This window comes from Ruegeria sp. CH5, from assembly GCF_056537025.1.
Window position 1 is genome coordinate 233,122 of sequence record NZ_JBQFQT010000003.1, and the last position, 26,032, is coordinate 259,153.

Below are 26,032 nucleotides of genomic sequence, written 5' to 3' on the forward strand. Positions count from 1 at the left end.
CCATCATTTTCAACCGCAACAGATAGAAAAGGAGGTGATCCAGTGTCGAGAAAGAGATTGGAGAGAGGTGTCGGAACAACCGGGGGGACCGCCTGCTAGGGCAGCCCTTGGCGGAGCGCGCGCTCCGGCTGGTCGATTGATCTAACCGACCCGACCTCCTGAACTTTCGAAGGGCCGTCCCGCCGGGGCGGCCCTTTCTGTTTCCGGGTGGCGCCTGTAAGGTCGCGTCTATGTTGCGCATCACCGACGATATCACCCTGTACGATTGGGAAATGACCGAGAGCTTCATCCGCGCCTCGGGTCCCGGCGGGCAGAACGTGAACAAGGTCTCGACCGCGGTCGAGCTGCGCTTCGAGGCGGCGCGCTCGCCCTCGCTGCCCGATCCGGTCAAGGCGCGGCTGAAACGGCTGGCCGGGCGGCGCTGGACCAAGGATGGCGCGATCATCATCCAATGCGACGAGACCCGCAGCCAGGCCCGCAACCGCGAGATCGCCCGCGCCCGTCTGGCCGAGCTGATCGGCAAGGCGCTGGTCAAACCCAAGCGGCGGATCGCGACGAAGCCCACCTATGGCTCGGTCAAGCGCCGGCTGGCGGCGAAAAAGGCCCGGTCCGACGTCAAGGCGCTGCGCGGCAAGGTGGCGGAAGATTGATCTGGCATCTTTCCCTGCCGTTGCTAGTCTGACCGCAACAGGCGGCAGGGAGGCAAGGCCATGAGGCTGGAGGGAAAAACCGCAATCGTGACCGGCGGCGCATCCGGGTTCGGGGCCGGGATCGTGCAGAAATTCCTGACCGAGGGCGCACGGGTGATGATCGCCGATATCAACGGGGATGCCGCGCGTCACATGGCGGCAACGCTGGGCCCGCTGGCCGAACACTGCCAGGTGGATGTCTCCGACGGCGACTCGGTCCAGGCGATGGCGGATGCGGCGCTGGGACTCTACGGCCACCTCGATATCCTTGTGAACAATGCCGGCGTGACCCACCTTCCGACGCCGCTGGAGGAGGTCAGTGAAGAAGACTTCGACCGCGTCTATCGCGTGAACATGAAGTCGGTCTTTCTGACCGCGCGGGCGCTGGTGCCGCATATGAAATCGCGCGGGTCGGGGGCGATCCTGAACGTCGCCTCGACCGCCGGATTGTCACCGCGCCCGAACCTGAACTGGTACAACGCCTCCAAGGGCTGGATGATCACCGCAACCAAGACCATGGCGGTCGAACTGGCCCCGTCCGGTGTGCGCGTGAACGCGATCTGCCCGGTGGCGGGGGAAACGCCCCTGCTGAAATCCTTCATGGGCGAAGACACGCCCGAAATCCGCGCCAAGTTCCTGTCGACCATCCCGTTGGGCCGGTTCTCGACCCCGCAGGACATGGGCAACGCCGCCTGTTTCCTGTGCTCGGACGAGGCCAGCATGATCACCGGCACCGCGCTCGAGGTGGACGGGGGCCGCTGCATCTGAGCCTGTCCTTCATCTGGCTAGAGATATCCCCGCCAGAGGCAGCCCGCTTTCCCGCAGTAAAGGACAAACTTCAATGACCCCCGGATCCAGAAACCTGATCACCGACGTGCCCGGCCTGCTGGTGGGCAACGCACAGGACGCGGCCCTGAAATCCGGCGTCACCGTCCTGACCGGAGATCAATCGCTGCGGGCCTCGGTGCATGTGATGGGGGGCGCCCCCGGCACGCGTGAGACCGATCTTCTGGCGGTCGACAAGACCGTTGACCGGGTGGATGCGATCGTGCTTTCAGGTGGCTCGGCCTTCGGGCTGGATGCCTGTTCTGGTGTGATGGACGCGCTGCATGCACAGGGTCGCGGGTTTCAGGTGGGGTCAGCCGTGGTGCCGATCGTACCCGGGGCGATTCTGTTTGACCTGCTGAACGGCGGCGACAAGGCGTGGGTTGAAAACCCGTACCGCGCCTTGGGCCGGGCCGCATTCGACGCCGCGGCGGAGACGTTCGATCTGGGCAGCGCCGGGGCCGGAACCGGCGCGCTGACGGCCATGTGCAAGGGTGGGCTGGGCTCCGCCTCGGCGATTTTGCCGGGTGGCGTGACTGTGGGTGCGCTGGTTGCGGCCAACCCGCTGGGCAGTGTCACCACCCCGGGCGACCGGCATTTCTGGGCCGCCCCGTTCGAGATCGGGGCCGAGTTCGGCGGGCTGGGGCCGGATGCGGCGTCCGGTCTGGGGGACCCCGCGCCCAGCCGCAAGGCCCGGGCAATGGGCCATCCTCCGCCCGACAAGGCCAACACGACCATCGCGATCGTCGCCACCGATGCGGCCCTGACCAAACCGCAATGCCAGCGCATGGCGGTTGCCGCCCATGACGGGATCGCCCGCGCCATCCTGCCCGCCCACACACCGGGCGACGGTGACCTCGTGTTCGGCGTCAGCACGGGGCGAACCCCTTCGGCCGAGGCCGATCTGGCCCTGCTGGGCCACGCCGCCGCCCTGTGCCTGGCCCGCGCCATCGCACGCGCGGTATTCCATGCGAAACCGGCGCCGGGCGACCTGTTGCCGTGCTGGTCAGATCTGCAAAATACGCCTTGAAAATATACCTTTTTGGCTGCGTCAGGTCGCCGCCGCGCGTCAAATTGCGCATTGACTCTGCGCGCGTTTGATACTGGTTAAAGGGCAGCCAATTCATATCGGAGCAACGCCAATGAAACGTATCATCGCGACTGCCATCGTCGGCCTGCTGGCTGTGCCGGCCCTGGCCGAAGGCGACGCCGAAGCCGGTGCCAAGACCTTCAACAAGTGCAAGTCTTGCCACATGATCGCAACGCCCGACGGCGAAGCCATCGTCAAGGGCGGCAAGACCGGGCCGAACCTGTACGGTATCGCTGGCCGCGCGGCTGGTGCAGAGGAAGGCTTCAAATACGGTGACAGCCTGGTTGCGGCCGGCGAAAAAGGTCTGGTCTGGGACGAGGAAAGCTTCGTCGCCTATGTTCAAGACCCCAAGGCGTTCCTGAAAGACTACCTGGGTGAAACATCGGCCAAGTCGAAGATGACCTTCAAGCTGAAAAAGGGTGGCGAGGACGTCTTTGCCTATCTGCAGAGCGTTTCGGCCGAATAAGCCGCACTTGCTGAAAAATCGGAACAAGTACAAAAGGCCGCAGCCCTGCGGCCTTTCTTGCGCTTGATTGAAGCGTCGATCATCGCCAGTTTTGTCGCAGACCAAAAAACACTGCGCCCAACCCGCCAGCGCATCGCGCCCAGTCGCCGATGCCGCCATACCGACGCAGTCATATCAGGAGAGGACAGATGGGAATCATGATCCCGGCTTGGGTTCATGGCGAGCTGACACCCGTGGACAAGCTGGAAGCCCACGAAAAGGGGCTCAAGCACAAGGCGGTCTCGGTCTTCGTCGTGCGGGGCACTGAGATTCTGATGCAGCGCCGCGCGCTGGGCAAGTATCACACGCCCGGCCTGTGGGCGAACACCTGTTGCACCCATCCCGACTGGGACGAGAACTCCTCGGACTGCGCCGTGCGCCGCCTGCGCGAGGAGTTGGGCATCACCGGCCTGTATCCGGAATACCGGCACCGGCTGGAATATCATGCGGATGTCGGCAACGGGATGGTCGAGAACGAGGTCGTGGACGTGTTCCTGGCGCATGTGCGCGGACCCCTGAAGATCGAGCCCAACCCCGACGAAGTGATGGAGATCCGCTGGATCGACTACCACGATCTGCTGGCCGAAGTGCGCCGTCATCCCGAACGGTTCACGCCGTGGCTCAAGATCTATCTGCACAACCACGCCGACACGATCTTTGGCCCCGACCTGATCATCTCGGCCAAATCCTGACGCGCCCATCTTGCAAGGGCTGACGAAGCCGCATACATCACGGCGTCATGGCCAAGCAGAAGCAGAAGACAGACCCCAACTACAAGGTGATCGCCGAAAATCGGCGGGCCCGCTTCGATTACGCGATCGAAGAGGATCTCGAGTGCGGCATCGTGCTGGAAGGGTCCGAGGTCAAGTCTCTGCGCGCGGGTGGGGCCAACATCGCCGAAAGCTATGCCGCGGTCGAGGATGGCGAACTGTGGCTGATCAACAGCTACATCGCACCCTACGAGCAGGCCAAGGTGTTCAAGCATGACGAGCGCCGCCGGCGCAAGCTGCTGGTGTCCCGCAAAGAGCTGTCGAACCTGTGGGCCGCCACGCAGCGCAAGGGCATGACCCTGGTGCCGCTGGTGCTGTATTTCAACCACAAGGGCCGGGCCAAGCTGAAGATCGGCATCGCCAAGGGCAAGAAAAACCACGACAAGCGCGAAACCCAGGCCAAGCGCGACTGGTCGCGCCAGAAACAGCGCCTGCTGAAGGATCACGGCTGACCCGGGCTGCGCCGCGGGTCAGAGTGGATCAGAACGCCATGGTGGCCTGCACCGCCCGTTTCCAGCGCGCATAGGCCGCCTCGCGGTCAGCCTCTGGCAGGATCGGTTCGAACCGCTGGTCCAGCGCCCAGGTGTCGGCGAATCCCGCCTGATCGGGATAGACCCCGGCCTTCATCCCGGCCAGCCAGGCCGCGCCCAGCGCCGTGGTTTCCTGCATCACCGGCCGGTCGACCGGCGCGCCCAGAATGTCCGACAGACCCTGCATCGCCCAGTCGGACGCGCTCATCCCGCCATCGACCCGCAGGATCACGTCGGCCTCGGCGCCCCAGTCGCCCTGCATCGCGTGCCAGAGGTCGCGGGTCTGGAAAGCGATGCTCTCCAGCGTGGCCCGTGCGATCTCGGCCCGGCCCGAGTTGCGGGTCAGACCGAACATGGCGCCGCGGCAGTCGGGCTTCCAATAGGGCGCGCCCAGCCCGGTGAAGGCGGGCACCAGAACCACATGCTGGTTGGGGTCGGCCTGCGCGGCCAGTTCGCCGCTTTGCGGGGCCGAGTCGATGATCCGCAGCGCGTCGCGCAGCCACTGCACCGCCGCGCCCGCGATGAAGATCGAGCCTTCCAGCGCATAGGTCCGCTGACCGTCCAGCTGATAGGCGATGGTGGTCAGCAGGCGGTTTTTCGACTCCACCGGCTGCGTGCCGGTGTTCAGCAGCGCAAAACAGCCCGTGCCATAGGTGGATTTCATCATCCCCGGCTGGAAACAGGCCTGCCCGATCGTGGCCGCCTGCTGGTCGCCGGCCACGCCCAGAATCGGGATTGCTCCGCCGAACAGGCCGGTCTGGCCGAAATCGGCCGCGCAGTCGCGCACCTCGGGCAGCATCGACAGCGGCACGTCCAGCAGATCGCAGATCTCGGCGCTCCAGTTGCCCTTGTGGATGTCGAACAGCAGGGTGCGTGCGGCGTTGGTGGCGTCGGTGGCGTGGACGCGGCCCTCGGTCAGGCGCCAGATCAGGAAGCTGTCGATGGTGCCGAACAGCAGCTCGCCCGCCTCGGCCCGGTCGCGCGCGCCGGGTACGGTGTCCAGTATCCACTTGACCTTGGTACCCGAGAAATACGGGTCGAGCAGCAGGCCGGTCTGGGCGGTCACGTCATCCTCGCAGCCCGCGTCGCGGAACCGCTGGCAGATTTCGGCGGTGCGGCGGTCCTGCCAGACGATGGCGTTGTGGATGGCCTTGCCGGTCGTCTTGTCCCAGACCACGGTGGTTTCGCGCTGGTTGGTGATGCCTATCCCGGCGATCTGTTCGGCCGAGGCGCCCACCTTGTCCATCACCTGCCGGCATACGTTCAGGACGCTGTCCCAGATTTCCTCGGGGTCGTGCTCGACCCAGCCTTCCTGCGGGAAATACTGGGTGAATTCCTGCTGTGCGGTGCCCACGCGCTGCATCTGCGCGTCGAACAGGATCGCGCGCGAGGACGTGGTGCCCTGATCGATTGCCAGAATATAGGTCATGCCCGTGCTCCCCCGGTCGTCATTTTCAGGGGACATTAGGCGATTGGTCGGGGCCGTTCCAGACCCCAGTTTCAGGCCAACGGCACGTGGATATTGTCGATCAGGCGCACGCCTTCCAGCCAGGCGGTGGCGAACAGGCGCGCGGGGCGGGTGGCGGCGGTCAGCGGCGCAAGCGTTTCGGCGCAGCGCAGGTCGATATATTCCACCTCGGAAAAGCCCGCCGCCAGCAGCGTGTCGCGGGCCGGCCCCACCAGACCGGCGAACGCGGCGCCCTGCGCCAACTGCCCGGCCATGTCCTGCATCACCGCATGCATCCGCGCCCCGGTCGCCAGCCCCTGGTCCGACAGGCGCAGATTGCGCGAGGACATCGCCAGCCCCGAGGGCTCGCGCACGGTGGGGCAGCCGATCACCTCGGTCGGGATGTCCAGATCGCGGGCCATGCGCTGCACGACCATCAACTGCTGATAGTCCTTTTCCCCGAAATAGGCCCTGTCTGCCTGCGTCTGCAGGAACAGTTTTGCCACGACGGTTGCCACGCCGTCGAAATGTCCGGGGCGGAATTCGCCCTCCATTACGTCGGTCAGGCCGGCGACGGACACGGTGGTGACGAACCCGTCCGGATAGATCTGGTCCGGGTCGGGGACATAGATCGCATCGACCCCCAGCGGCGCCAGCTTGGCCGCGTCGTCCTGCTCGGTGCGCGGGTACTTGGCCAGATCCTCGGGGTTGTTGAACTGCTTGGGATTGACGAAGATCGTCACGATCACCCGGTCGCAATCGGCCCGCGCCGCCTGTGCCAGCGACAGGTGCCCCTGATGCAGCGCGCCCATGGTGGGCACTACGCCGATGGTCTGGCCCGCCCGGCGCCAGGCCCGGGTCTTGGCGCGCAGCTCCGAAAGGGTGCGCAGGATGGGCGCGGTCATGCCTTGCCCCCCTTGGCAGGGGCCTGATCGGCAAACACATGTTCGGCCGCGGGGAAGGTGCGGGCGCGCACCTCGGCGGCGTATTCGGCGATGGCGGCCTCGGCCAGCGGGCCCAGATCGGCATAGCGTTTGACGAATTTCGGTTTGAAGGCCGTGAAAAAGCCCAACATGTCGTCAACCACCAGGATCTGACCGTCACAGCCGGCCGAGGCTCCAATGCCGATGGTGGGGATGGGCAGCTCGGCGGTGATCCGGTCGGCCAGACCCTGCGGAACCTTCTCGAGCACGACCGAAAACGCCCCGGCCTCGGCCACGGCGCGGGCGTCGGCCAGCACCGTCTCGGCCTGTTCGTCGCGGCCCTGCACCTTGTAGCCGCCCAGCGTGTTGATCGATTGCGGCGTCAGACCCACATGCGCCATCACCGGGATGCCGCGCTTGACCAGAAAGCGGATCGTCTCGGCCATCTCGACCCCGCCTTCCAGCTTGACCGCGGCGGCGCCGGTCTCGGCCATCAGCCGGGATGCGTTGCGGAAGGCCTGCTCGGGGCTTTCTTCATAGCTGGCAAAGGGCATGTCGATGACCATCATCGCCGTCTCCAGCCCGCGCGCCACGGCCTGCCCGTGCAGGATCATCATCTCCATCGTCACGCCCAGGGTCGAGCTCAGCCCGTGCAGCACCATGCCGACGCTGTCGCCCACCAGGACGAAGTCGCAATGGGGGTCCATCAGCCGGGCCATCGGCGTGGTATAGGCGGTCAGGCTGACCAGCGGATCGCCCCCTTTGCGGGCGCGGATATCCTCGGCATTCGGGGCTTTCTTGCGGGCGGTGGCGCTCATGCTCGCTCCTCGCGGGGTTCATGTTGCAGCGCGGCATAGCAGATCGGCAGGGGCCAGAGAAACCCCGGTTGCGCGAACATTTCCTTGAATGACCCAAGGTTTGCAGGGACATTGATTCCGTCAGGGCCGCGTCATCCGCCGCCCATCCGCACATTCTGGGAGGGAATTTACATGACCAAGCCGTTCTTTCGCACCTTTGCCGGCGCCATGGCGCTGGGCGTGGGGCTGCTCGCCTCGCAGGCCATGGCCCGGTCGGACATCACCATCGCAATGCAGCTGGAGCCGCCGCATCTGGACCCGACCAGCGCCGCCGCGCAAGCCATCGATTCGGTGGTCTACACCAACGTGTTCGAAGGGCTGACCCGGTTCATGGGCGATGGCTTGGTCGTGCCGGGGCTGGCCGAAAGCTGGGAGATTTCCGAGGACGGCACCGTCTATACCTTTACGTTGCACGATGGCGTCACGTTCCACGATGGCACCACGATGGATGCCGAGGACGTGAAGTTCAGCCTCGACCGCGCCACCGCCGAGGACAGCGCCAATGCGCAGAAGGCCCTGTTCGCCGGGATCGAAACCGTCGAGGTCGTGGACCCGCTGACCGTCAGAATCACTCTGGCGGAACCCAACGGCAATTTCCTGTTCAACCTGGCCTGGGGCGACGCGGTGATCGTGGCACCCGAAAGCATCGAGGGCATCAAGACCAACCCGGTCGGCACCGGCGCCTACAAGTTCGCCGAATGGGCCCAGGGCGACCGCATCACGTTGGAGCGCAACCCCGATTACTGGGGCGATCAACCCGCGCTGGAGAAGGCCACGTTCAAGTTCATCTCGGACCCCACCGCCGCCTTTGCCGCGATGATGGCCGAGGATGTGGACGTGTTCGACAATTTCCCCGCCCCCGAGAACCTGCCGCAATTCGAGGCCGACCCGCGGTTCCAGGTGCTTGTCGGCTCGACCGAGGGCGAGACCATTCTGGCGACCAACAACAAGAAGCCGCCCTTCGACGATGTGCGGGTGCGGCAGGCGCTGGCCCATGCGATCGACCGCCAGGCGATCATCGACGGCGCGATGTTCGGTTATGGCACGCCGATCGGCACGCATTTCGCGCCGCACAACCCGGCCTATGTCGATCTGACCGGCCAGTCCGCGCATGACCCGGACAAGGCCCGCGCCCTGCTGGCCGAGGCCGGGTTTGCTGACGGGTTCGAAACCACGCTGCACCTGCCGCCGCCCTCCTACGCCCGCCGCGGGGGCGAGATCGTGGCCGCGCAGCTGGCCGAGGTCGGCATCAAGGCCGAGATCATCAACGTGGAATGGGCGCAGTGGCTGGAAACCGTGTTCAAGGGCAAGGATTTCGCCCTGACCATCGTCAGCCATACCGAGCCGATGGACATCGGCATCTATGCCCGGCCGGATTACTACTTCCAATATGACAACCCGGACTTCCAGGCCCTGATGGCGACGCTGAACGCCACCACCGACCCCGATGAACGCACCCGCCTTATGGGTGAGGCGCAGCGCATGATCGCCGAGGATTACGTCAACGCCTATCTGTTCCAACTTGCCAAACTGGGCGTGGCCAAGGCCGGGGTTCAGGGCCTGTGGGAAAACGCGCCCACGGCGGCCATCGACCTGACCGCGATCAGCTGGGCGGAATGAGCCTTACGGGTCCGCCCGGCGGGCCTGTTTCCCCATATTAGGGTCTGTTTCAGATGACACGTTGCCTGGTTTCGGTGTTTTTCTTCATGGTCGCCCTGACCCTGTCGGTGCCTTTGGGTGCGCAAGGGTTGTTTCAGGATGGCCACAGCGCGCTGTTGGGCACCCCGGAGAACCCGGTCGAGGTCGGCGTCGGCATCAAGATCGACCAGATCACCTCGGTCGATCAGAAGGCCGAGAACTATGGCGCCGTGGTCGTGCTGCGGTTTGAATGGAGCGATCCGGCCCTGGCGTTCGATCCGGATGAGCTGGGCCGCGATTTCCGCGTGTTCGATCCGCCGGCCTTCGTGCGGCATGCAGCCACACGGGATGCGGTGGTTCCGGCCTTCGTCATCCACAACCAGCAATCCAACCGCTGGGTGCACGAATCCGCGGCCGCCCTGCGCTATGATGGGCATGTGACGTTTGTCGAGAAATCCTCGCTGACGCTGCAGGCGCCGCATTTCAACTTCCTCAGGTTCCCCTTCGACACGCAGGAGTTCCATTTCGAGGTCGTCTCGGTCTTTCCGTCCGACTTCGTGCATTACTACGCGCTTGACCAGTTTTCGGGGCTGGGCGACACGCTGGGCGAAGAGGAGTGGATTCTGGGCAATGCCCGTATGCTGGCCTCGACCACGACCGGCCTGTCGGGCAATGAAAGCGATCAGGTGTCGCTGGTCTTTCAGGGCAAGCGCCACCTGACCTATTATGTCATTCGGGTGTTCCTGCCGATGCTGGTGCTGGTTCTGGTCGGCTGGGCGCTGTTCTTTCTGGACGAATACCGCAAGCGGATCGACATCGCCGGGGCCAACCTGCTGGTCTTTGTCGCCTTCAACTGGGCGATCTCGGCCGATCTGCCCAAGCTGGGCTATCTGACCTTTCTGGATTTCATCCTGCAATGCATGTTCCTGATGACCGGGGCGCTGGTGGTGTTCAACGTGATGCTGCGGCGGCTCAAAGTCTCGGGGCGCGAGGACACGGCGCGCAAGCTGGACAACTACGCGATCAAGTGGATCTATCCGCTGGGCTATGCCGCGATCGTGGGCTACGCGGTCTGGGCGTTTCTGATGCAGTCCTGACGCGCTGTGCCGCTGGACCGGCGGCCAATCCCGGCCTAACGTGGCGGCAATGCTCCGATATGCGCTCAAACGTCTGATTTCGCTGGCACTCAGCCTGGCCGTCGCTTCGGTGGTCATCTTCGCGGTGATCGAGGTGGCACCGGGGGATCCGGCCTCGTTCATGCTGGGGGTGAACGCCCAGCCCGAAACGCTGGCCGCCCTGCGCGCCGAGCTGGGCTTGGACGTGTCGCGGCCGCAGCGCTATCTGAATTGGGTCAGCGGCATGCTGGCCGGAGATTTCGGCACCTCGTACACCTATCGCACGCCGGTGGCGCAGATGGTGACCGACCGGCTGTGGGTGTCGCTGCCGCTGGCGCTCTATGCGCTGACACTGTCGACGCTGATCGCCTTTCCGGTCGGTATCTATGCCGCCGCGCGCCGGGGGAAACCGGGCGATCTGGCGGTGATGGGGGCCACGCAGCTGGGCATCGCGGTGCCGAATTTCTGGTTCGCGATGATGCTGGTGCTGATCTTCGCCATCAATCTGCGCTGGTTCAACGCGGGCGGGTTCGCGGGGTGGGACAAGGGCCTGTGGGCCGGGCTGCATTCGCTGACCCTGCCGGCCATCGCGCTGGCCCTGCCGCAGGCGGCGATATTGGCGCGGGTCATGCGCTCGGCGCTGCTGGACATTCTGGGCGAGGATTTCATGCGGACCGCCCGCGCCAAGGGCCTGTCGCGCCGTCAGGCGCTGTGGCGGCACGGGGTGCGCAACGCGCTGATCCCGGTGCTGACCATCATCGGGCTGCAGTTCTCGTTCCTGCTGGCTGGGTCGATCATCATCGAGCAGGTCTTCTACCTGCCCGGGCTGGGGCGGCTGGTGTTCCAGGCGATCTCGGCGCGGGATCTGATCGTGGTGGAGTCGGTGGTGATGCTGCTGGTCTTTGCGGTCATCACGGTGAACTTCCTGGTCGACCTGGCCTATGCCGCGGTCGATCCCCGGTTGCGGAGCCGCACATGAGCCGGTCTTTGATCCTGGGGGCGGCGCTGTCCTCGGTGGTGGTGCTGATGGCCCTTCTGTCCTTCGTCTGGACACCCTATGACCACGCCGCCCTGAACATCCCAGACAAGCTGCAGCCGCCCAATGCGCAGCACTGGTTCGGTACCGATCATTTCGGGCGCGATATATTCTCGATGATCATGGTCGGCGCGCGCACCTCGATCGCGGTGGCGCTGGTGGCGGTGGGCATCGGCATGGCGCTGGGCGTGCCGCTGGGGCTGACGGCCGCGGCGCGCAAGGGGTCGTGGCTGGACGAACTGATCATGCGTGGCAACGATCTGGTCTTTGCCTTCCCCTCGCTGGTCATCGCCATCCTGATCACCGCCGTTTTCGGCCCTGGTGCGGTGAACGCGATCATCGCCATCGGCATCTTCAACATCCCCGTGTTTGCCCGCATCACCCGCGGCGCGGCGCTGTCCCTGTGGGAGCGCGAGTTCATCCTGGCGGCCCGCGTGGCGGGCAAGGGCGCGGCGCGCATCTCGGCCGAGCACATCCTGCCCAACGTCGCCAATCTGCTGATCGTGCAGGGCACCATCCAGTTCAGCCTGGGCATTCTGGCCGAGGCGGGGCTGTCCTATGTCGGCCTCGGTGCGCAGCCACCCACGCCCAGCTGGGGTCGGATGCTGGCGGATGCGCAGACGATGGTCAGTTTTGCCCCGCATTTGGCTCTGATTCCGGGGCTGGCGATCATCGTGACGGTGCTGGGGCTGAACCTGCTGGGCGACGGGTTGCGCGATTGGCTGGATCCCCGAATTCGGGTGGCCCGCGCATGAGCCTGCTGGAAATCCATAACCTGTCGCTGTCGATCCACGGGGTCCCCGTTCTGGACCAGGTCAGCCTGTCCATCGACCCCGGGCAGATCGTGGCCGTCACCGGTGAGAGCGGCTCGGGCAAGTCGATGACCGCGCTGGCGGTGATGCAGTTGCTGCCCGCAGGGGCGGTGGCCGGCGGCTCGGTCCGCCTGAACGGGCACGAGGTTCTGAACAGCCCCGAGGCGGAAATGTGCGCCCTGCGCGGCGCGGCCGTCGGGATGGTGTTCCAAGAGCCGATGACGGCGCTCAATCCGGTGAAGACCATCGGTGATCAGGTGATGGAGACCATCCTGATCCACAAGGCCATGCCCGCCGACGCCGCCCGCGCGCGCGCCCAAGAGGTTCTGACCCGCGTCGGCCTTCCGCCTGATCGCTTTCCCCTGTCGCGCTATCCGCACGAACTGTCGGGCGGGCAGCGGCAGCGGGTGGTGATCGCCATGGCCATCGCCCTGCGCCCCCGGCTGCTGATCGCGGACGAGCCGACGACGGCGCTGGACGTGACCACGCAGGCGCAAATCCTCGATCTGCTGCGAGGGCTGGTCACGGAATACGGCATGGGCCTGCTGATGATTACCCACGATCTGGCGGTGGTGGCGGGCATGGCCGACCGGATCGTGGTGATGCAGAAGGGGCGGGTGGTCGAAACCGGGGCCACCGACCACCTGCTGCGCCACATGCAGCATCCCTATACGCGGATGCTGTTTCAGGCCTCGGGCCACCGAGTCGCATTGCCTGCACAGCCCGCACCCGCGCCGTTGCTCGAGGTCCGCAACGTGGTGCGCGACTATCGCCTGCCGCGCACGCGGCTGTTCGAAAAGCCGGGTCATCACCGGGCCGTGGATCACGTCAGTTTCACGCTGAACCGGGGCGAACGCCTTGGACTTGTGGGCGAGTCCGGCTGCGGAAAATCGACCCTGACACGGGCTGTTTTGGGGCTTGAGGAGGTTCAGGGCGGGCAGATCCTGCTGGGCGGCCTGCCAGTGTTCACCGGTCGCAAACCCAATCTGGCCGTGCGCCGCAAGATGCAGGTGGTGTTCCAGGACCCGTTCGGCAGCTTCAACCCCCGCCACCGTGTCGCCCGCCTGATCACCGAGCCTTTTCACCTGCTGGGAACGCCGCCCACCGGGTCCGAACGGCAGCATCGGATCGCCGAGATGCTGACCGCCGTAGGCCTCTCGCCGGACGATGCGGGGAAATACATCCACGAATTCTCGGGCGGGCAGCGCCAGCGCATCGCCATCGCCCGCGCCCTGATCATCCGGCCCGAGCTGATCCTGTTCGACGAAGCCGTCTCGGCACTCGACGTGTCCGTGCGGGCGCAGATCCTCGACCTGCTGGCCGAGCTGTGTGCGGCCTATGACCTGACCTACCTGTTCATCAGCCATGACCTGAGCGTGGTGCGCACCATCACCGACCGGGTGATGGTGATGCAAGCAGGCCGGATCGTCGAGCAGGGCGAGACCGAGCGCGTGTTCGCGGACCCGCAGCACCCCTATACGCAATCCCTGATCCAAGCCGTGCCGAAATTGCCCGAGATCGGGCAGGGCGCAGCATGAAATCCCATTGTTAGAGCCTATTTTGGAGGCAGATATGCTAAATCCCATCTGGTTTGACCCCACCCTGTGCCTGATCGGCGGCGATTGGGTAGCAACCGACGACACGCTTGATCTGACCAACCCGTCCGACGGCACGCCGCTGTGCCGGATTGCGCGCGGTGGGGCGCCGCAGATCGATGCCGCCGTGCAGGCCGCGCAGGCGGCGCTGGACGGTGACTGGGGCAGGACGACCGCGCTGGAGCGGGGCCGCATCCTGACCCGGCTGGGGCAGTTGGTGCGGGACAGGACCGAAGAGCTTGCGCTGCTCGAAGCGTTGGACGTTGGCAAACCGCTGACCCAGGCGCGCGCCGACGCACTGGCGCTGGCGCGGTATTGCGAATTCTACGGCGGTGCGGCGGACAAGGTGATGGGTCAGACCATCCCCTATCTGGACGGCTACACCGTCTATACCCTGCGCGAGCCGCATGGCGTGACCGGCCACATCGTGCCGTGGAACTACCCGATGCAGATCATCGGCCGCTCGGTCGGGGCGGCGCTGGCCATGGGCAATGCCTGCGTTCTGAAACCGGCGGAAGAGGCCTGTCTGACCGCACTGGCCTTTGCCCATCTGGCCACCGAGGCGGGGCTGCCCGCCGGTGCGCTGAACGTGGTTCCCGGCATCGGAGCCGAGGCGGGCGCGGCCCTGTCGGCGCATCCGGGTGTGCATCATATCTCGTTCACCGGGTCCGTGGCGACGGGCGCGCTGGTGCAGCAGGCGGCCGGGGCCAACGTGGTGCCGGTGACGCTGGAACTGGGCGGGAAATCTCCGCAATTGGTGTTCGATGATGCCGATTTGCAGGCCGCGCTGCCGTTTCTGGTGAATGCGGGCATCCAGAACGCGGGTCAGACCTGCTCGGCCGGGTCGCGTGTTCTGGTTCAGCGCGGGGTCTATGCCGAGGTCAAGGCGCGCATGGCCGCCGCCTATGCCGACCTGACCGTCGGCCCCGCGACCGAGGATCTGCGCGTCGGGCCGCTGATCTCGGACCGGCAGAAGCAGATCGTAACCGGCTTTCTGGCGCAGGGGGCCGATCTTGAGGTCGCCGCACAAGGCCGGGTCGTGGATCACGCGCCGACGGGCGGGGCCTATGTGCGCCCGACGCTGTTTGGGGACGTGCCGCCCGATCATCCGCTGGCGCAGCAGGAAATCTTTGGCCCGGTGCAGGTTCTGATCCCTTTCGACACCGAGGAACAGGCCATACAAATCGCCAACGGCACCGACTATGGGCTGGTGGCCGGGGTCTGGACGCGGGACGGCGCGCGGCAGATGCGGCTGGCCAAACGGCTGCGCGCGGGGCAGGTGTTCATCAACAATTACGGCGCGGGCGGCGGGGTCGAACTGCCGTTCGGCGGGGTCGGCAAATCGGGCCATGGCCGCGAAAAGGGGTTCGAGGCGCTGTACGGTTTTTCCCAGTTGAAAACCGTGGCCGCCCATCACGGCTGAGCCGGGCTAGACGATCACTTCGATCGCTTCTTGTTCCCCTACGCCAAAGACGCGCTTGTAGCGCTCGATCTCGTCTTTCGGCCCCATCGCCTTTTCGGGGTTGTCCGAAAGTTTCACCGTCGGACGCCCATTGGCCGAGACCGCCTTGCACACCAGCGAGAACGGCGCCAGCGCATCCCCGGGCACCAGACCGCGGAAATCGTTGGTCAGCAACGTGCCCCACCCGAACGAGACCTTCACCCGGCCCGCGAATTGGCCATGCAATTCGCGGATCTTGTCCACATCGAGCCCGTCCGAGAAAATGATCCGCTTCTGGCTGGGATCCTCGCCGCGCGATTTCCACCAGTCGATGGCGATCTCGGCGCCCTTGGCCGGATCGCCGCTGTCGATGCGGATGCCGGTCCATCCGGCCAGCCAGTCGGGCGCGCGGTCCAGAAACCCCTTGGTGCCATAGGTGTCGGGCAGGATGATCCGCAGGTTGCCGTCATGTTCGTCATGCCAGTCGCTCAGCACGTCATAGGGCGCGCGGGCCAGTTCTTCGTCGGTTTCGGCCAGCGCCGAATAGACCATCGGCAGTTCATGTGCATTGGTGCCGATCGCCTCGACCTCGCGCCGCATGGCGATCAGGCAGTTCGAGGTGCCGGTAAACGCCGGGCCCAGCCCTTCGATCATCGCCTGCACGCACCAGTCCTGCCACAGGAAGGAATGCCGCCGCCGGGTGCCGAAATCTGCGATCCCCAAACCGGGAATGCCGCGCAGCGTTTCGATCTTTTCCCAGACACGGGTCATGGCGCGGGCATAGAGAACCTGAAGCTCGAACCGGCGCATGTCGTTCAGAACCGCGCGCGAGCGCAGCTCCATCAGCACCGCCAGCGCCGGGATTTCCCACAGCATGACCTCGTGCCATTTGCCTTCGAATGTCAGCTCGTACTGATCGCCGCGGCGTTCGAGGTGATAGGGCGGCAGGCGCAGATTCTCGAACCATTCCATGAAATCGGGGCGGAACATCTGGCGTTTGCCGTAGAATGTATTGCCTCTCAGCCAGGTGCTTTCACCCCGGCTGAGGCTGAGCGAGCGGATGTGATCCAGCTGTTCGCGCAACTCGCCCTCGTCGATCAGATTGGCCAGGGGGACGTGATTCGACCGGTTGATCAAGGAAAACTCGACCGTTGTTTGAGGTCGGTTTCGAAACACTGACTGGCACATCAGCAATTTGTAGAAGTCTGTGTCGATCAAAGACCGGACAATCGGGTCGATCTTCCATTTGTGATTGTAGACACGGGTCGCGATGTCGACCATGGGGAACTCCTGCCATTTCCGTTGTTAGATCAATCGGGGCGGTGAATGGCAAGAGTCGCGGATTTGGTAACAATGCCAAGGACAGGCCATAATGCGGGCATAATGTCTGTTCTTTTCGCGGTCTAGTTAAACGGTGGGATGGTAAGAGAAGGTAGTAGTTGGTTGAATGGGTCTGGCTTACGACTTTGATATTGTAACGATTGCAAAAGATGGGGGCGATTGCGGTTCGTCGGCTAAGACCGAGCCGAAAACCGCAACGGTCTGTGCGCGTTTTCGCGACGTTAAGACGGCCGATGCTCTGAGGGGGGCGTCACCGAAGCTGCGTCAGGTGTTCGTGGATGCCGGATATATTCTGGACAGCCACGGCAGTGGTGAATCGCGTGGTTTCTATCCGCCCGAAGACGCCGCGGCCCGCGAAAAGATCCTGCGCCAGCTGTTTGCAAATATTCGGGCCACGGGATTGCGCGGCCAGTATTGCGGTGAATTCGATCTGCGCGACTTTCTGCGCCATGTTCGCAGCGCGCAGCCTGGGATCGGCATCAAACGCCGCGATCCGGTGCGCCGCCCGCAGCCGGCCACACCTGCGCCCGCAAAACCTGACCGAAGAACCGTGCCCGGGCGCATTGGCTTCGCCCTTGGCCTTGCGGTGATCGTGTTCGTCCTGCTGAAATACCTGGCTGCGGCCGGAGCGACGCCCTGAACCGCTAGGCCAACGTAACACCCGTGTCGCGCATGGCCTGTTCCGCCGCTGCGAGCGATCCATCCAGATCGATTGCGCGGCAAGCGCCGGTTCTGACGGTCACGTCAAAGCCCAGCCGGGCCGCATCCACAGCTGAATAATGCACGCAGAAATCGGTCGCCAAGCCTACCAGCGTCAGCCGGTCGATCCCGCGCGTGCGCAGATAGCCTTCCAGCCCGGTGGGCGTGGTGCGGTCGTTTTCGAAGAAGGCCGAATAGCTGTCGATCGCGCTGCGGAAGCCCTTGCGCAGGATCAGGTCGGCATCGGTACGCAGGTCGGGGTGGAATTCGGCGCCGGGCGTGCCCTGAACGCAATGGTCGGGCCACAGGACCTGCGGGCCATAGGGCATCTCGACCACGTCATAAGGCGCCTTGCCCGGATGGGATGACGCGAACGAGGAATGACCCGCCGGGTGCCAGTCCTGCGTCAGGATCACCGCATCGAAATCGGGCATCATGGCATTGATCGGGGCGACGATCTCATCCCCGTTGGGAACCGCCAGCGCACCGCCGGGGCAGAAGTCGTTCTGGACGTCGATCACGATCAGGGCATGGGTCATGGCGGCCTCCTTTGCGTGTCCTATCGGTAGGCGGGCGGGCGGGGGTCGTCAATGCGGTCTCTTGCGTTGCGGGGGGCCGCGCATTAGATCGCGGCCATGTACACGATCGCCGCACTGTATCACTTTACCCGTTTTGCCGACCCGGACGCCCTGCGCGCGCCGCTGCGGGAGCTGTGCCGCGCGCAGTCGGTCAAGGGCACGCTGCTGCTGGCGCATGAAGGCATCAACGGCACCATCGCCGGCCCCCGCGCCGGGATCGACGCGGTGCTGGCGCATATCCGGGCGCTGCCGGGTTGTGCCGATCTGGAATGGAAAGAAGCCACCGCCAGCCAGCCGCCCTTTGGCAAGATGAAGGTGCGCCTGAAGAAAGAGATCGTGACCATGGGCCAGCCGGATGTCGATCCGCGCGCCCGCACCGGCCATTATGTCGAGCCGCAGGACTGGAACGACTTGATCCGCTCGGACGATGTGGTGGTGATCGACACGCGCAACGACTATGAGGTATCGATCGGCACATTCGACGGCGCAATCGACCCTAAAACGGCCAGTTTTCGCGATTTTCCCACCTGGTGGGAGCAGAACAAGCACCGATTCCACAACAAGCGCGTCGCCATGTTCTGCACCGGAGGCATCCGCTGCGAGAAATCCACCAACTATTTGCTGGGGCAAGGGGTCGAGGATGTCTATCACCTGAAGGGCGGCATCCTGCGCTATCTTGAGGAGGTCCCGCCTGAGGACAGCACCTGGAAGGGCGAATGCTTCGTGTTCGACAATCGCGTCTCGGTCGGGCACGGGCTGGTCGAGGGGCCGCACCAGCTGTGTCATGGCTGCCGCCGCCCGATCCTGCCTCAGGACGGGGACCGCCCCGAATACGAGCATGGCGTGTCCTGCCACCAGTGCATCCACGAGACGTCCGAGGCCGACAAGGCGCGGTTCCGCGAACGGCAGAAACAGATCACGCTGGCACGGGCGCGGGGCGAAGAGCATATCGGCGGACAATAGCTTCGAATCCCGCAAAAAAGCTTGCGATGATGCGCCCGGCGTTAAAATATGGCCGGTACCCGTGCTTGGGGAGGGGGGACGATGGCGCATGATCCAACCACATTGCAGGATTGGAAGCCCACGCTGATCGCAGCGATGGGCCTTGTCATGCTCAGTGCTCTGGCTTGGTACATTCTTTCACACCTGACCGAATCCGCCGCCGGCGACACAATCGGAGCCGCGGCCACCATCGGGTTGGCGATTTGGCTTTTCTCGCAGACCTGGTACTACATGGCGCTTGTGCGCTCGCCCAAGCGGCAGTTGCTGCTGATGGGAATTTCCTTCATCCAGGTCGTGCCGTTTCTGTTCGCTGCAGTCTACGGGTCATACGGGTACTACGATCTGTGCGTTGAAGGCGCCCGCGGTCCGGCGGATGTCCTGTATTTCTCGTATGTTACCTTCACGACGGTTGGTTTTGGTGACTTGCGGCCAGTTGGTGTGTGCCGCGCCCTTGCCGTGGCTGAGGCGATTACCGGCTATATTCTACTGGGCCTGTTCGTGGCAGCGGCCGTGGGGCTGTATGGTCGGTCGCATCGTCATCGCCATGACAAAGACGCCTGAGCCCGCCGGCCACATTTCTTCACTTGTTCCGATCAATCCATTGCGACATCGCACGTTTGTCGCGGAAGCACTCGCTGGGGATCGGGCGGCGTTTTGTGCGCGAGATCCACTCGGCAAAGGCCACCTGTTTACCCGTCGGGTAGTCGGCAAAGGGGGAGGGATCGTGCGGCTTGTGCGCCGAAATCCAATCGGACATGGATCGCCGGTCGCGCTGCGCCTCGACCGGGATCTCCAGAGCGGACTGCTGGGCGATCGCGCGCGCATAGTTCATCTGACGGTCTGTGACGGGCAGAATGTGGTAGTCGTTGGTCGGCCCCATCGGGGTGGATTTGCGCAATGACTGTTCCATCTGGTGATCCTCCGATCATGCAGAACAGAAATGGAACATTAACCATTTTTTTCAAGAGGGTCCCTTTTTTGTTGGCAAAAATTCGCCCAAAGCAGCGCTTTATTGACTGATCAATCAATAATTATTACCTGCGGATGAAACCGACCGGCACCTGACTCCCCGGGGCCCGAGAAAAAAGGATCCGCAATGAATGTTCAGCCCAAGGCCAGCCACTTTGTTGATGGCGAATATGTCGAAGACACCGCAGGCACCCCGATCGACGTGATCTATCCGGCCACGGGCGAGGTCATCGCCCGCCTGCATTCGGCGACGCCGCAGATCATCGAACAGGCTCTAACAAGTGCAAAGCGCGCGCAAAAGGCCTGGGCGGCCATGACCGGGACCGAGCGCGGCCGCGTCCTGCGCCGCGCCGCCGACATCCTGCGCGACCGCAACCGCGAGCTGTCGATCCTGGAAACCCATGACACCGGCAAACCGTTGCAGGAAACGCTGGTGGCCGATGCGACCTCGGGCGCGGATGCGCTGGAATATTTCGGCGGGCTGGCCGGGTCACTGACCGGTGAGCATATCCCGCTGGGCGGCGGCGATTTCGTCTATACCATCCGCGAGGCGCTGGGCGTCTGCGTCGGCATCGGCGCGTGGAACTACCCGACCCAGATCGCCTGCTGGAAGGGCGCTCCGGCGCTGGCCTGCGGCAATGCGATGGTGTTCAAACCCTCGGAAACCACCCCCTTGTCGGCGTTGAAAGTGGCCGAGATCCTGATCGAGGCCGGTGCGCCCAAAGGCATCTACAACGTGGTTCAGGGCTATGGCGACGTGGGCGCCGCGCTGGTCACCGACCCGCGCGTGGCCAAGGTATCGCTGACCGGCTCGGTGCCCACGGGCCGCAAGGTCTATGCCGCCGCGGCCGAAGGCATGAAACACGTCACGATGGAACTGGGCGGCAAGTCGCCGATGATCGTGTTCGACGACGCCGATATCGACAACGCCGTCTCGGGCGCGATCTTGGGCAATTTCTACTCATCCGGTCAGGTCTGTTCCAACGGCACGCGGGTCTTTGTGCAGAAGGGCATCAAAGAGGCCTTCCTGACCCGCCTGACCGAACGCCTTGCCAAGGTGAAGATCGGCGACCCGATGGATGAGGCCGTGAACTTCGGCCCGATGGTCAGCGAGGCCCAGATGAACATCGTTCTGGGCTATATCGAGAAGGGCAAGGCCGAGGGCGCACGGCTGGTCCATGGCGGCGCGCGGCTGGATCGCCCGGGCTTCTACATTCAGCCCACGGTCTTTGTCGACGTGACCGACGACATGACCATTGCCCGCGAGGAGATCTTCGGCCCCGTCATGTCGGTGCTGGATTTCGAGACCGAGGACGAGGTGATGGCCCGCGCCAACGCCACCGAGTTCGGCCTGGCCGCCGGCGTGTTCACCAACGACCTGACCCGCGCCCATCGCGTGGTGGCCGAGTTCGAGGCGGGCACCTGCTACATCAACACCTACAACCTGGCCCCGGTCGAAGCGCCGTTCGGCGGGTCAAAAATGTCGGGCGTCGGGCGCGAGAATTCGAAGCTGGCGATCAACCACTATTCGGAAATGAAAACCGTCTATGTCTCGATGAACGACGTCGAGGCACCCTACTAGACGATCCCGAACCGGGATTCCGGTCCAACTTGCCCTGTTCCCGACATTTGGGGTCGGGAACAGAGCATACGGTGTCCGCACACTGTGGCTGACTTCTGAGGCAGAGGGTGACGCGCCCCCGCCAGTCAGGAGAAAAGCCCAATGAGAACCCATGCACAGGCCGTCGTGATCGGAGGGGGCCTTGTCGGTTGTTCGATCCTCTACCACCTTGCCAAGCTGGGCTGGACCGACGTGATCCTGCTGGAACGGGACGAGCTGACCAGCGGTTCAACGTGGCACGCGGCGGCCAATATCCACGGGCTGCACGACAACAACAACGTCACGCGCATCCAGCACTACACGATGAACCTGTACAAGCAGCTGGAGCAGGAAACCGGGCAGGGCTGCGGCGTGTTCCAGCCGGGCTCGCTGTATCTGGCCCAGACCGAGGCGCGCGAACACCAGCTGCGCCTGCAAGAGGCCAAGGCGCGATTCTATGGCCTGAATTTCCATGAGATCAGCCGCGAACAGGCGATGGAGCTGCACCCGCTGGCGCAGTTCGATGACATCCGTTGCATCATGTATGAACCCGATGGCGGCAACGTAGACCCCTCGGGCGTGACCCATGCCTATGCCGCCGGCGCGCGCGCGCTGGGGGCCGAGATTCAACGGTTTTGCCCCGTAATAGGGACTGAACAGCAGCCCGACGGCTCGTGGATCGTGCGCACGGAAAAGGGCGACATCCACACGCAATGGGTGGTCAACGCAGCCGGGTTGTGGGGGCGTGAGGTGGCCGCACTGGCGGGACTGGAACTGCCGCTGCAACCGACCGAGCATCAGTATTTCGTGACCGAGGCGATTGACGAGGTCGCAGCACTCGGCCGCCGCCTGCCCTCGATCGCCGACCGCGACGGCGAGTATTACTTCCGGCAGGAGGGCAACGGCCTGCTGATCGGCGCTTATGAGAAGGACATGCGCTTCTGGGCCGAGGACGGCACACCGCTGGATTTCGCCCATGACCTGTTTCCCGACGATCTGGACCGGATCATGGAGAACGTGATCCGCGCGACCGAACGTGTGCCGGTGGCCGCGACCGCAGGTGTGAAACGGGTGATCAACGGCCCGATGATCTGGTCTCCGGATTCCAACGCCATCTGGGGTCCAGTGCCCGAACTGCGCAACTATTTCTGCTGCACCGGCATCATCCCCGGATTCTCGCAATCGGGCGGGCTGGGGCTGTTGGCCGCGCAATGGATGATCGAGGGCGAGCCGCAATACGACATGTTCGCCTGGGATCTGGCGCGGTTCGGCGACTGGGCCGACAAGAACTTCACCAAGGCGCGGGTCGCCGACCAGTATTCCCACCGCTTCGCCATCCATTTCCCGAACGAGGAACGCAGCGCCGGCCGCCCCGCCCGCGTGCGCCCCGCCTATGAGATGCAGAAACAGTTGGGCGCGGTCTTCGGCCTCAACTGCGGCTGGGAACACCCGCTGTGGTTCGCCGACCGGCCCGGAATGGTCGAAACCAACGGCTTCACCCGCCAGAACTGGTTCGAACCGGTGGGGCAAGAGGCCCGGATGCTGCGTGAAAGTGTGGGCGTGATCGACATTTCGAACTTTGCCAATTACGTCGTCAAGGGGCCGGGCGCGCATGACTGGCTCGACCGGCTGGTGGCCAACCGCGTGCCGACCGAGGTGGGGCGGTCTTGCCTGACCCCGCTGATTTCCGTGCGTGGCGGCGTGGCGGGCGATTTCACCATCACCAAGACGGCCCAAGACGAATACATGATGATCGGCTCGGGCATGGCCGAACGCTATCACCAGAGGTTCTTCAACATGGTGGACCTACCCGAGGGCACCACCTTCGAGGTTGCCACAAACCGCATCGCAGGCTTCAACATCGCCGGCCCGAAATCGCGCGAGGCCTTGCAACGGCTGACCAACGCCGACCTCTCGAATGAGGCGTTCCGCTTCATGCGCTCGGCCACGATCGAGGTTGCCGGGGTCACCTGCCTTGCCATCCGCGTCAGCTTCACCGGCGATCTGGGGTGGGAGCTGCACTGCGCCGAAGAGGACCAAATCAGACTCTATACAGCGCTTCTGGACGCTGCCCGCGCCTGTGGTGGCGGGCCGGTCGGCGGCCGTGCTCTGGGCGCGTTGCGGATCGAAAAAGGCTATGGCTCATGGGGGCGCGAGTATTCGCAGGAGTACTGGCCGCATGAAGTCGGTCTGGATGGGCTGATCAAGCCAGACAAGGATTTCCTGCACAAGGCGGCCTGGCTGGCGATCAAGGACAATCCCGCGCGCGAGGTGCTGTCGATCTTCGAGGTTGATGTCACCCACGATGCCGATGCCAGTGGGGGCGAGCCGATCTTCACCCCAGATGGTACGCCCGTCGGGCGCGTCACCTCGGGCGCCTATGGTTATACGGTCGGCAAGTCACTGGCCATCGGATACGCCAACCCAGCGGTGGCTCAGCCGGGTGACGAGGTGCATGTCTTCATCCTGGGCAAGCCGCACAGGGCGTGGATCCTGCATGCGCCTCCTTTCGACCCAAAGGGCCTGCGCCTGCGAGACCAGAAACCGGCGATGGAGGGCGCCAGGTGACCGAAACCTTCGCCCGCGTTGCCGAGTTTGTTCTGAACCGCCCGGCGGACCAGATGCCCGACAGCGCGCGCGAATCGGCGGCCCTGATGCTGCTGGATACATTGGGCATCGTGATCGCATCGACCCCGATGGAGGCCGGCGTGATCGCCCGCGATACTGCCGCATTGCTGTACGGATCGACAGATCCTGCGTTCTCGGCGCGGATGCTGTGCGACGGGCGCCGGGTCAGCCTGGCGGGCGCGGCCTACGCGGCCGCCACGCAGACCGACAATCTCGACGGGCACGACGGTTACAACCCGACCAAAGGGCATATCGGCGTGGTGGTCGTGCCCGCGCTGTGCGCATTGGCCGAGCACTGCCCTGATCTTTCCGGACCCGATGCGCTGGCCGCCGTCATCACCGGCTACGAAATTGCGGGCCGCGCAGGTATCGTGCTGCATGCCACCGTCAGTGACTATCACACCTCGGGGGCCTGGAACGCACTGGGCGTGGTTGCAATGGCGGCCCGCTTGCGGGGCCATTCACCGGACCAGTTGCGCCAAGGCCTTGGCATTGCCGAATATCACGGCCCCCGCAGCCAGATGATGCGCGAGATTGCCAACCCGACCATGCTGCATGACGGGTCGGGCTGGGGCGCGCTGGTGGGCATGTCGGCGGCAATTCTGGCCGAGCGCGGCTTTACCGGCGCCCCCGCCATCACCATCGAGGAGGACCGCGCCGCACCCTATTGGCAGGACCTCGGAACGTTTTGGCAGATGGAACATCAATATGTGAAACCCTATCCGATCTGCCGCTGGGCCCATGCCGCCATCGACGGGCTGCGCACGGTCATGACAAGGCACGCTCTGACCCATGACCAGATCGCCCGCGTCGAGATCCACAGTTTTCACGAAGCGGTTCAACTGTATTCGGGGATGCCCGAGACGACTTCGCAGGCGCAATACTCGCTGCCATTTGCCGTCTCGACTTTTGCGGTACACGGGCGGATCGGGGTCGAGCACATCAGCGGCGATGGATTGTCCGATCCAATGGTCGCCGATTTCCTGAGTCGCATCACCGTATCCGAGTCGGACCGCCATAATTCCCGCTTTCCCGCCGGGCGCTGGGCCGACGTTCAGGTCACGACGCATGACGGTCGCGTTTTCCGCTCGGGCGACATCCATGCCCGGGGAGGGCCTGAGTCTCCGATGTCGCGACAGGACGTCATCGACAAGTTTGTCGAGTTTTCTTCTCCGGAAATCGGAGGGTCTGCTGCCAAGAATCTGAGAAGCGCGGTTTTGAACCTTACCGATCCAGGCACCCGGTTTAGTGACATGGTGCAGCCTCTCTACCGGTCGGCCAAGTCGTCAGCCTGACCGGACCAGCCTTGCAACTGCAGAGGATAGGTCGACAGCGTTTCATATCGTGCGCCGTCCGGCCGAAGTGTCGAAGAGTTGAGGTTGAACTGGGTCACCACCATGGTGTCTTGGGGAACTGGGGTATGCAAAAAGGCCTTGTTTAGAGACGATTCAATACCCCGAACTATGGTGATATGCGGTCGAAAGCGGCGGCGTTGTAGCGTCAGCCCGGCCCGCCTAATGCACTGCAGGACGCTTTCATGCAGGTGCAGGAGTTCAGGATCGGGCTCCACCACCATGTGCAGGGAGTTTCCGAAACTGCCCAGCCCGGACAGTCTGATGGAAAAGGCCGGGCGCTTCAGCGCTTCGAGGTGATCATTCAATTCGATCAAGGCGTTTCGGGTCTGGTCGCCCAGGAAAGCCAGCGTCAGATGAAGGTTTTTAGCAGGCAAACTTCGACCGCAATGTACTGCGCGCGCGACGTCGGCGCATATCTGGGCGATTTCGGAAGATACGGGAATGGCGACAAAACATCGAATGAGCGCTTCGGACATCCGTTGCCCCTGATCTGGATAAGGTTGAATTTGCCGGGCAGTCTGGCGGTGCTTGCTCTTTCAGACAAGCGCATGCTCTCAATGCGAGGCGCACAAGCCGGCTGTTCGTCG

General features: G+C 64.2%; 25 protein-coding genes. 18 read left to right on the top strand and 7 right to left on the bottom strand.

The window, feature by feature from the left end:
* The first annotated feature begins 230 nt into the window (after positions 1–230).
* The 6 genes from arfB (at position 231) to smpB (ending at position 4,331) form a co-directional block, all read left to right on the top strand.
* Positions 231–650, top strand: coding sequence for an alternative ribosome rescue aminoacyl-tRNA hydrolase ArfB (gene arfB / locus ACR0JC_RS11450; RefSeq protein ID WP_170341862.1), 420 nt, complete (start codon positions 231–233; stop codon positions 648–650).
* A 60-nt stretch (positions 651–710) separates the two neighbouring features.
* Entirely contained in the window at positions 711–1,457 is a 747-nt protein-coding gene (locus ACR0JC_RS11455) for an SDR family oxidoreductase (protein WP_170341864.1), read from the top strand.
* Between the two features lie 73 nt (positions 1,458–1,530).
* Positions 1,531–2,544: a P1 family peptidase gene (locus ACR0JC_RS11460; protein WP_170341866.1), complete on the top strand. Its 1,014-nt coding sequence runs from the start codon at positions 1,531–1,533 to the stop codon at positions 2,542–2,544.
* 112 nt (positions 2,545–2,656) lie between these two features.
* Entirely contained in the window at positions 2,657–3,070 is a 414-nt protein-coding gene (locus ACR0JC_RS11465; RefSeq protein ID WP_170341868.1) for a c-type cytochrome, read from the top strand.
* Positions 3,071–3,258: 188 nt separating this feature from the next.
* A complete protein-coding gene (idi, locus tag ACR0JC_RS11470) occupies positions 3,259–3,801 on the top strand; it encodes an isopentenyl-diphosphate Delta-isomerase (protein WP_093964071.1) in 543 nt (180 codons plus the stop codon).
* Positions 3,802–3,848: 47 nt separating this feature from the next.
* Positions 3,849–4,331, top strand: coding sequence for an SsrA-binding protein SmpB (smpB, locus tag ACR0JC_RS11475; protein WP_170341870.1), 483 nt, complete (start codon positions 3,849–3,851; stop codon positions 4,329–4,331).
* 28 nt (positions 4,332–4,359) lie between these two features.
* Here smpB and glpK read toward each other — a convergent pair whose 3' ends face one another.
* From glpK to panB, 3 genes are all read right to left on the bottom strand, one after another.
* Positions 4,360–5,838 (bottom strand): glycerol kinase GlpK, encoded by a 1,479-nt coding sequence (gene glpK / locus ACR0JC_RS11480; RefSeq protein ID WP_170341872.1) that lies wholly within the window; start codon positions 5,836–5,838, stop codon positions 4,360–4,362.
* A 71-nt stretch (positions 5,839–5,909) separates the two neighbouring features.
* Positions 5,910–6,761: a pantoate--beta-alanine ligase gene (gene panC, locus ACR0JC_RS11485; RefSeq protein WP_170341874.1), complete on the bottom strand. Its 852-nt coding sequence runs from the start codon at positions 6,759–6,761 to the stop codon at positions 5,910–5,912.
* Positions 6,758–7,597, bottom strand: coding sequence for a 3-methyl-2-oxobutanoate hydroxymethyltransferase (panB, locus tag ACR0JC_RS11490; protein ID WP_170341876.1), 840 nt, complete (start codon positions 7,595–7,597; stop codon positions 6,758–6,760). The genes panC and panB overlap by 4 nt, the downstream gene beginning before the upstream one ends.
* Positions 7,598–7,768: 171 nt before the next feature.
* On the opposite strand from panB, the gene ACR0JC_RS11495 reads away from it, so the two are divergent.
* The 6 genes from ACR0JC_RS11495 to ACR0JC_RS11520 are packed head-to-tail and all read left to right on the top strand — an operon-like array spanning position 7,769 to position 15,255.
* Positions 7,769–9,256 (top strand): ABC transporter substrate-binding protein, encoded by a 1,488-nt coding sequence (locus ACR0JC_RS11495; protein ID WP_480763947.1) that lies wholly within the window; start codon positions 7,769–7,771, stop codon positions 9,254–9,256.
* Between the two features lie 53 nt (positions 9,257–9,309).
* Positions 9,310–10,371, top strand: coding sequence for a ligand-gated ion channel (locus ACR0JC_RS11500; RefSeq protein ID WP_170341880.1), 1,062 nt, complete (start codon positions 9,310–9,312; stop codon positions 10,369–10,371).
* Positions 10,372–10,420: 49 nt separating this feature from the next.
* A complete protein-coding gene (locus ACR0JC_RS11505; protein ID WP_170341882.1) occupies positions 10,421–11,368 on the top strand; it encodes an ABC transporter permease in 948 nt (315 codons plus the stop codon).
* Entirely contained in the window at positions 11,365–12,180 is an 816-nt protein-coding gene (locus tag ACR0JC_RS11510) for an ABC transporter permease (RefSeq protein WP_170341884.1), read from the top strand. The genes ACR0JC_RS11505 and ACR0JC_RS11510 overlap by 4 nt, the downstream gene beginning before the upstream one ends.
* Positions 12,177–13,775, top strand: coding sequence for an ABC transporter ATP-binding protein (locus ACR0JC_RS11515; protein WP_170341886.1), 1,599 nt, complete (start codon positions 12,177–12,179; stop codon positions 13,773–13,775). Before ACR0JC_RS11510 ends, ACR0JC_RS11515 begins: the two co-directional genes overlap by 4 nt.
* Positions 13,776–13,809: 34 nt before the next feature.
* Positions 13,810–15,255 (top strand): aldehyde dehydrogenase family protein, encoded by a 1,446-nt coding sequence (locus tag ACR0JC_RS11520; protein ID WP_170341888.1) that lies wholly within the window; start codon positions 13,810–13,812, stop codon positions 15,253–15,255.
* A gap of 6 nt (positions 15,256–15,261) precedes the next feature.
* On the opposite strand, the gene pncB is transcribed toward ACR0JC_RS11520, so the two are convergent.
* On the bottom strand, positions 15,262–16,554 hold the full coding sequence (pncB, locus tag ACR0JC_RS11525; protein ID WP_170341890.1) for a nicotinate phosphoribosyltransferase: 1,293 nt from the start codon (positions 16,552–16,554) through the stop codon (positions 15,262–15,264).
* A 166-nt stretch (positions 16,555–16,720) separates the two neighbouring features.
* On the opposite strand from pncB, the gene ACR0JC_RS11530 reads away from it, so the two are divergent.
* Complete coding sequence (locus ACR0JC_RS11530) at positions 16,721–17,254, top strand: hypothetical protein (protein ID WP_170341892.1); 534 nt, start codon at positions 16,721–16,723, stop codon at positions 17,252–17,254.
* Between the two features lie 4 nt (positions 17,255–17,258).
* On the opposite strand, the gene pncA is transcribed toward ACR0JC_RS11530, so the two are convergent.
* Positions 17,259–17,852, bottom strand: a complete 594-nt coding sequence (gene pncA / locus ACR0JC_RS11535; protein ID WP_170341894.1) for a bifunctional nicotinamidase/pyrazinamidase — start codon at positions 17,850–17,852, stop codon at positions 17,259–17,261.
* 96 nt (positions 17,853–17,948) lie between these two features.
* Here pncA and trhO point away from each other — a divergent pair, with 96 nt between their 5' ends.
* Both trhO and ACR0JC_RS11545 read left to right on the top strand, forming a co-directional pair.
* A complete protein-coding gene (gene trhO, locus ACR0JC_RS11540) occupies positions 17,949–18,854 on the top strand; it encodes an oxygen-dependent tRNA uridine(34) hydroxylase TrhO (protein ID WP_170341896.1) in 906 nt (301 codons plus the stop codon).
* Positions 18,855–18,935: 81 nt separating this feature from the next.
* A complete protein-coding gene (locus tag ACR0JC_RS11545; protein ID WP_093964086.1) occupies positions 18,936–19,454 on the top strand; it encodes a potassium channel family protein in 519 nt (172 codons plus the stop codon).
* A 19-nt stretch (positions 19,455–19,473) separates the two neighbouring features.
* Here the strand turns inward: ACR0JC_RS11545 and ACR0JC_RS11550 are convergent, their stop codons facing one another.
* Positions 19,474–19,803: a hypothetical protein gene (locus tag ACR0JC_RS11550; protein WP_170341898.1), complete on the bottom strand. Its 330-nt coding sequence runs from the start codon at positions 19,801–19,803 to the stop codon at positions 19,474–19,476.
* Positions 19,804–19,989: 186 nt separating this feature from the next.
* On the opposite strand from ACR0JC_RS11550, the gene betB reads away from it, so the two are divergent.
* The 3 genes from betB to ACR0JC_RS11565 all read left to right on the top strand — a co-directional run bounded on the left by betB (position 19,990) and on the right by ACR0JC_RS11565 (position 25,385).
* Positions 19,990–21,444 (top strand): betaine-aldehyde dehydrogenase, encoded by a 1,455-nt coding sequence (betB, locus tag ACR0JC_RS11555; protein WP_170341900.1) that lies wholly within the window; start codon positions 19,990–19,992, stop codon positions 21,442–21,444.
* A 141-nt stretch (positions 21,445–21,585) separates the two neighbouring features.
* Complete coding sequence (locus ACR0JC_RS11560) at positions 21,586–24,030, top strand: GcvT family protein (protein ID WP_170341902.1); 2,445 nt, start codon at positions 21,586–21,588, stop codon at positions 24,028–24,030.
* On the top strand, positions 24,027–25,385 hold the full coding sequence (locus ACR0JC_RS11565; protein WP_170341904.1) for an MmgE/PrpD family protein: 1,359 nt from the start codon (positions 24,027–24,029) through the stop codon (positions 25,383–25,385). The genes ACR0JC_RS11560 and ACR0JC_RS11565 overlap by 4 nt, the downstream gene beginning before the upstream one ends.
* Here ACR0JC_RS11565 and thpR read toward each other — a convergent pair.
* Entirely contained in the window at positions 25,358–25,921 is a 564-nt protein-coding gene (gene thpR, locus ACR0JC_RS11570) for an RNA 2',3'-cyclic phosphodiesterase (RefSeq protein ID WP_170341906.1), read from the bottom strand. The genes ACR0JC_RS11565 and thpR overlap by 28 nt on opposite strands.
* Positions 25,922–26,032 lie beyond the last annotated feature (111 nt).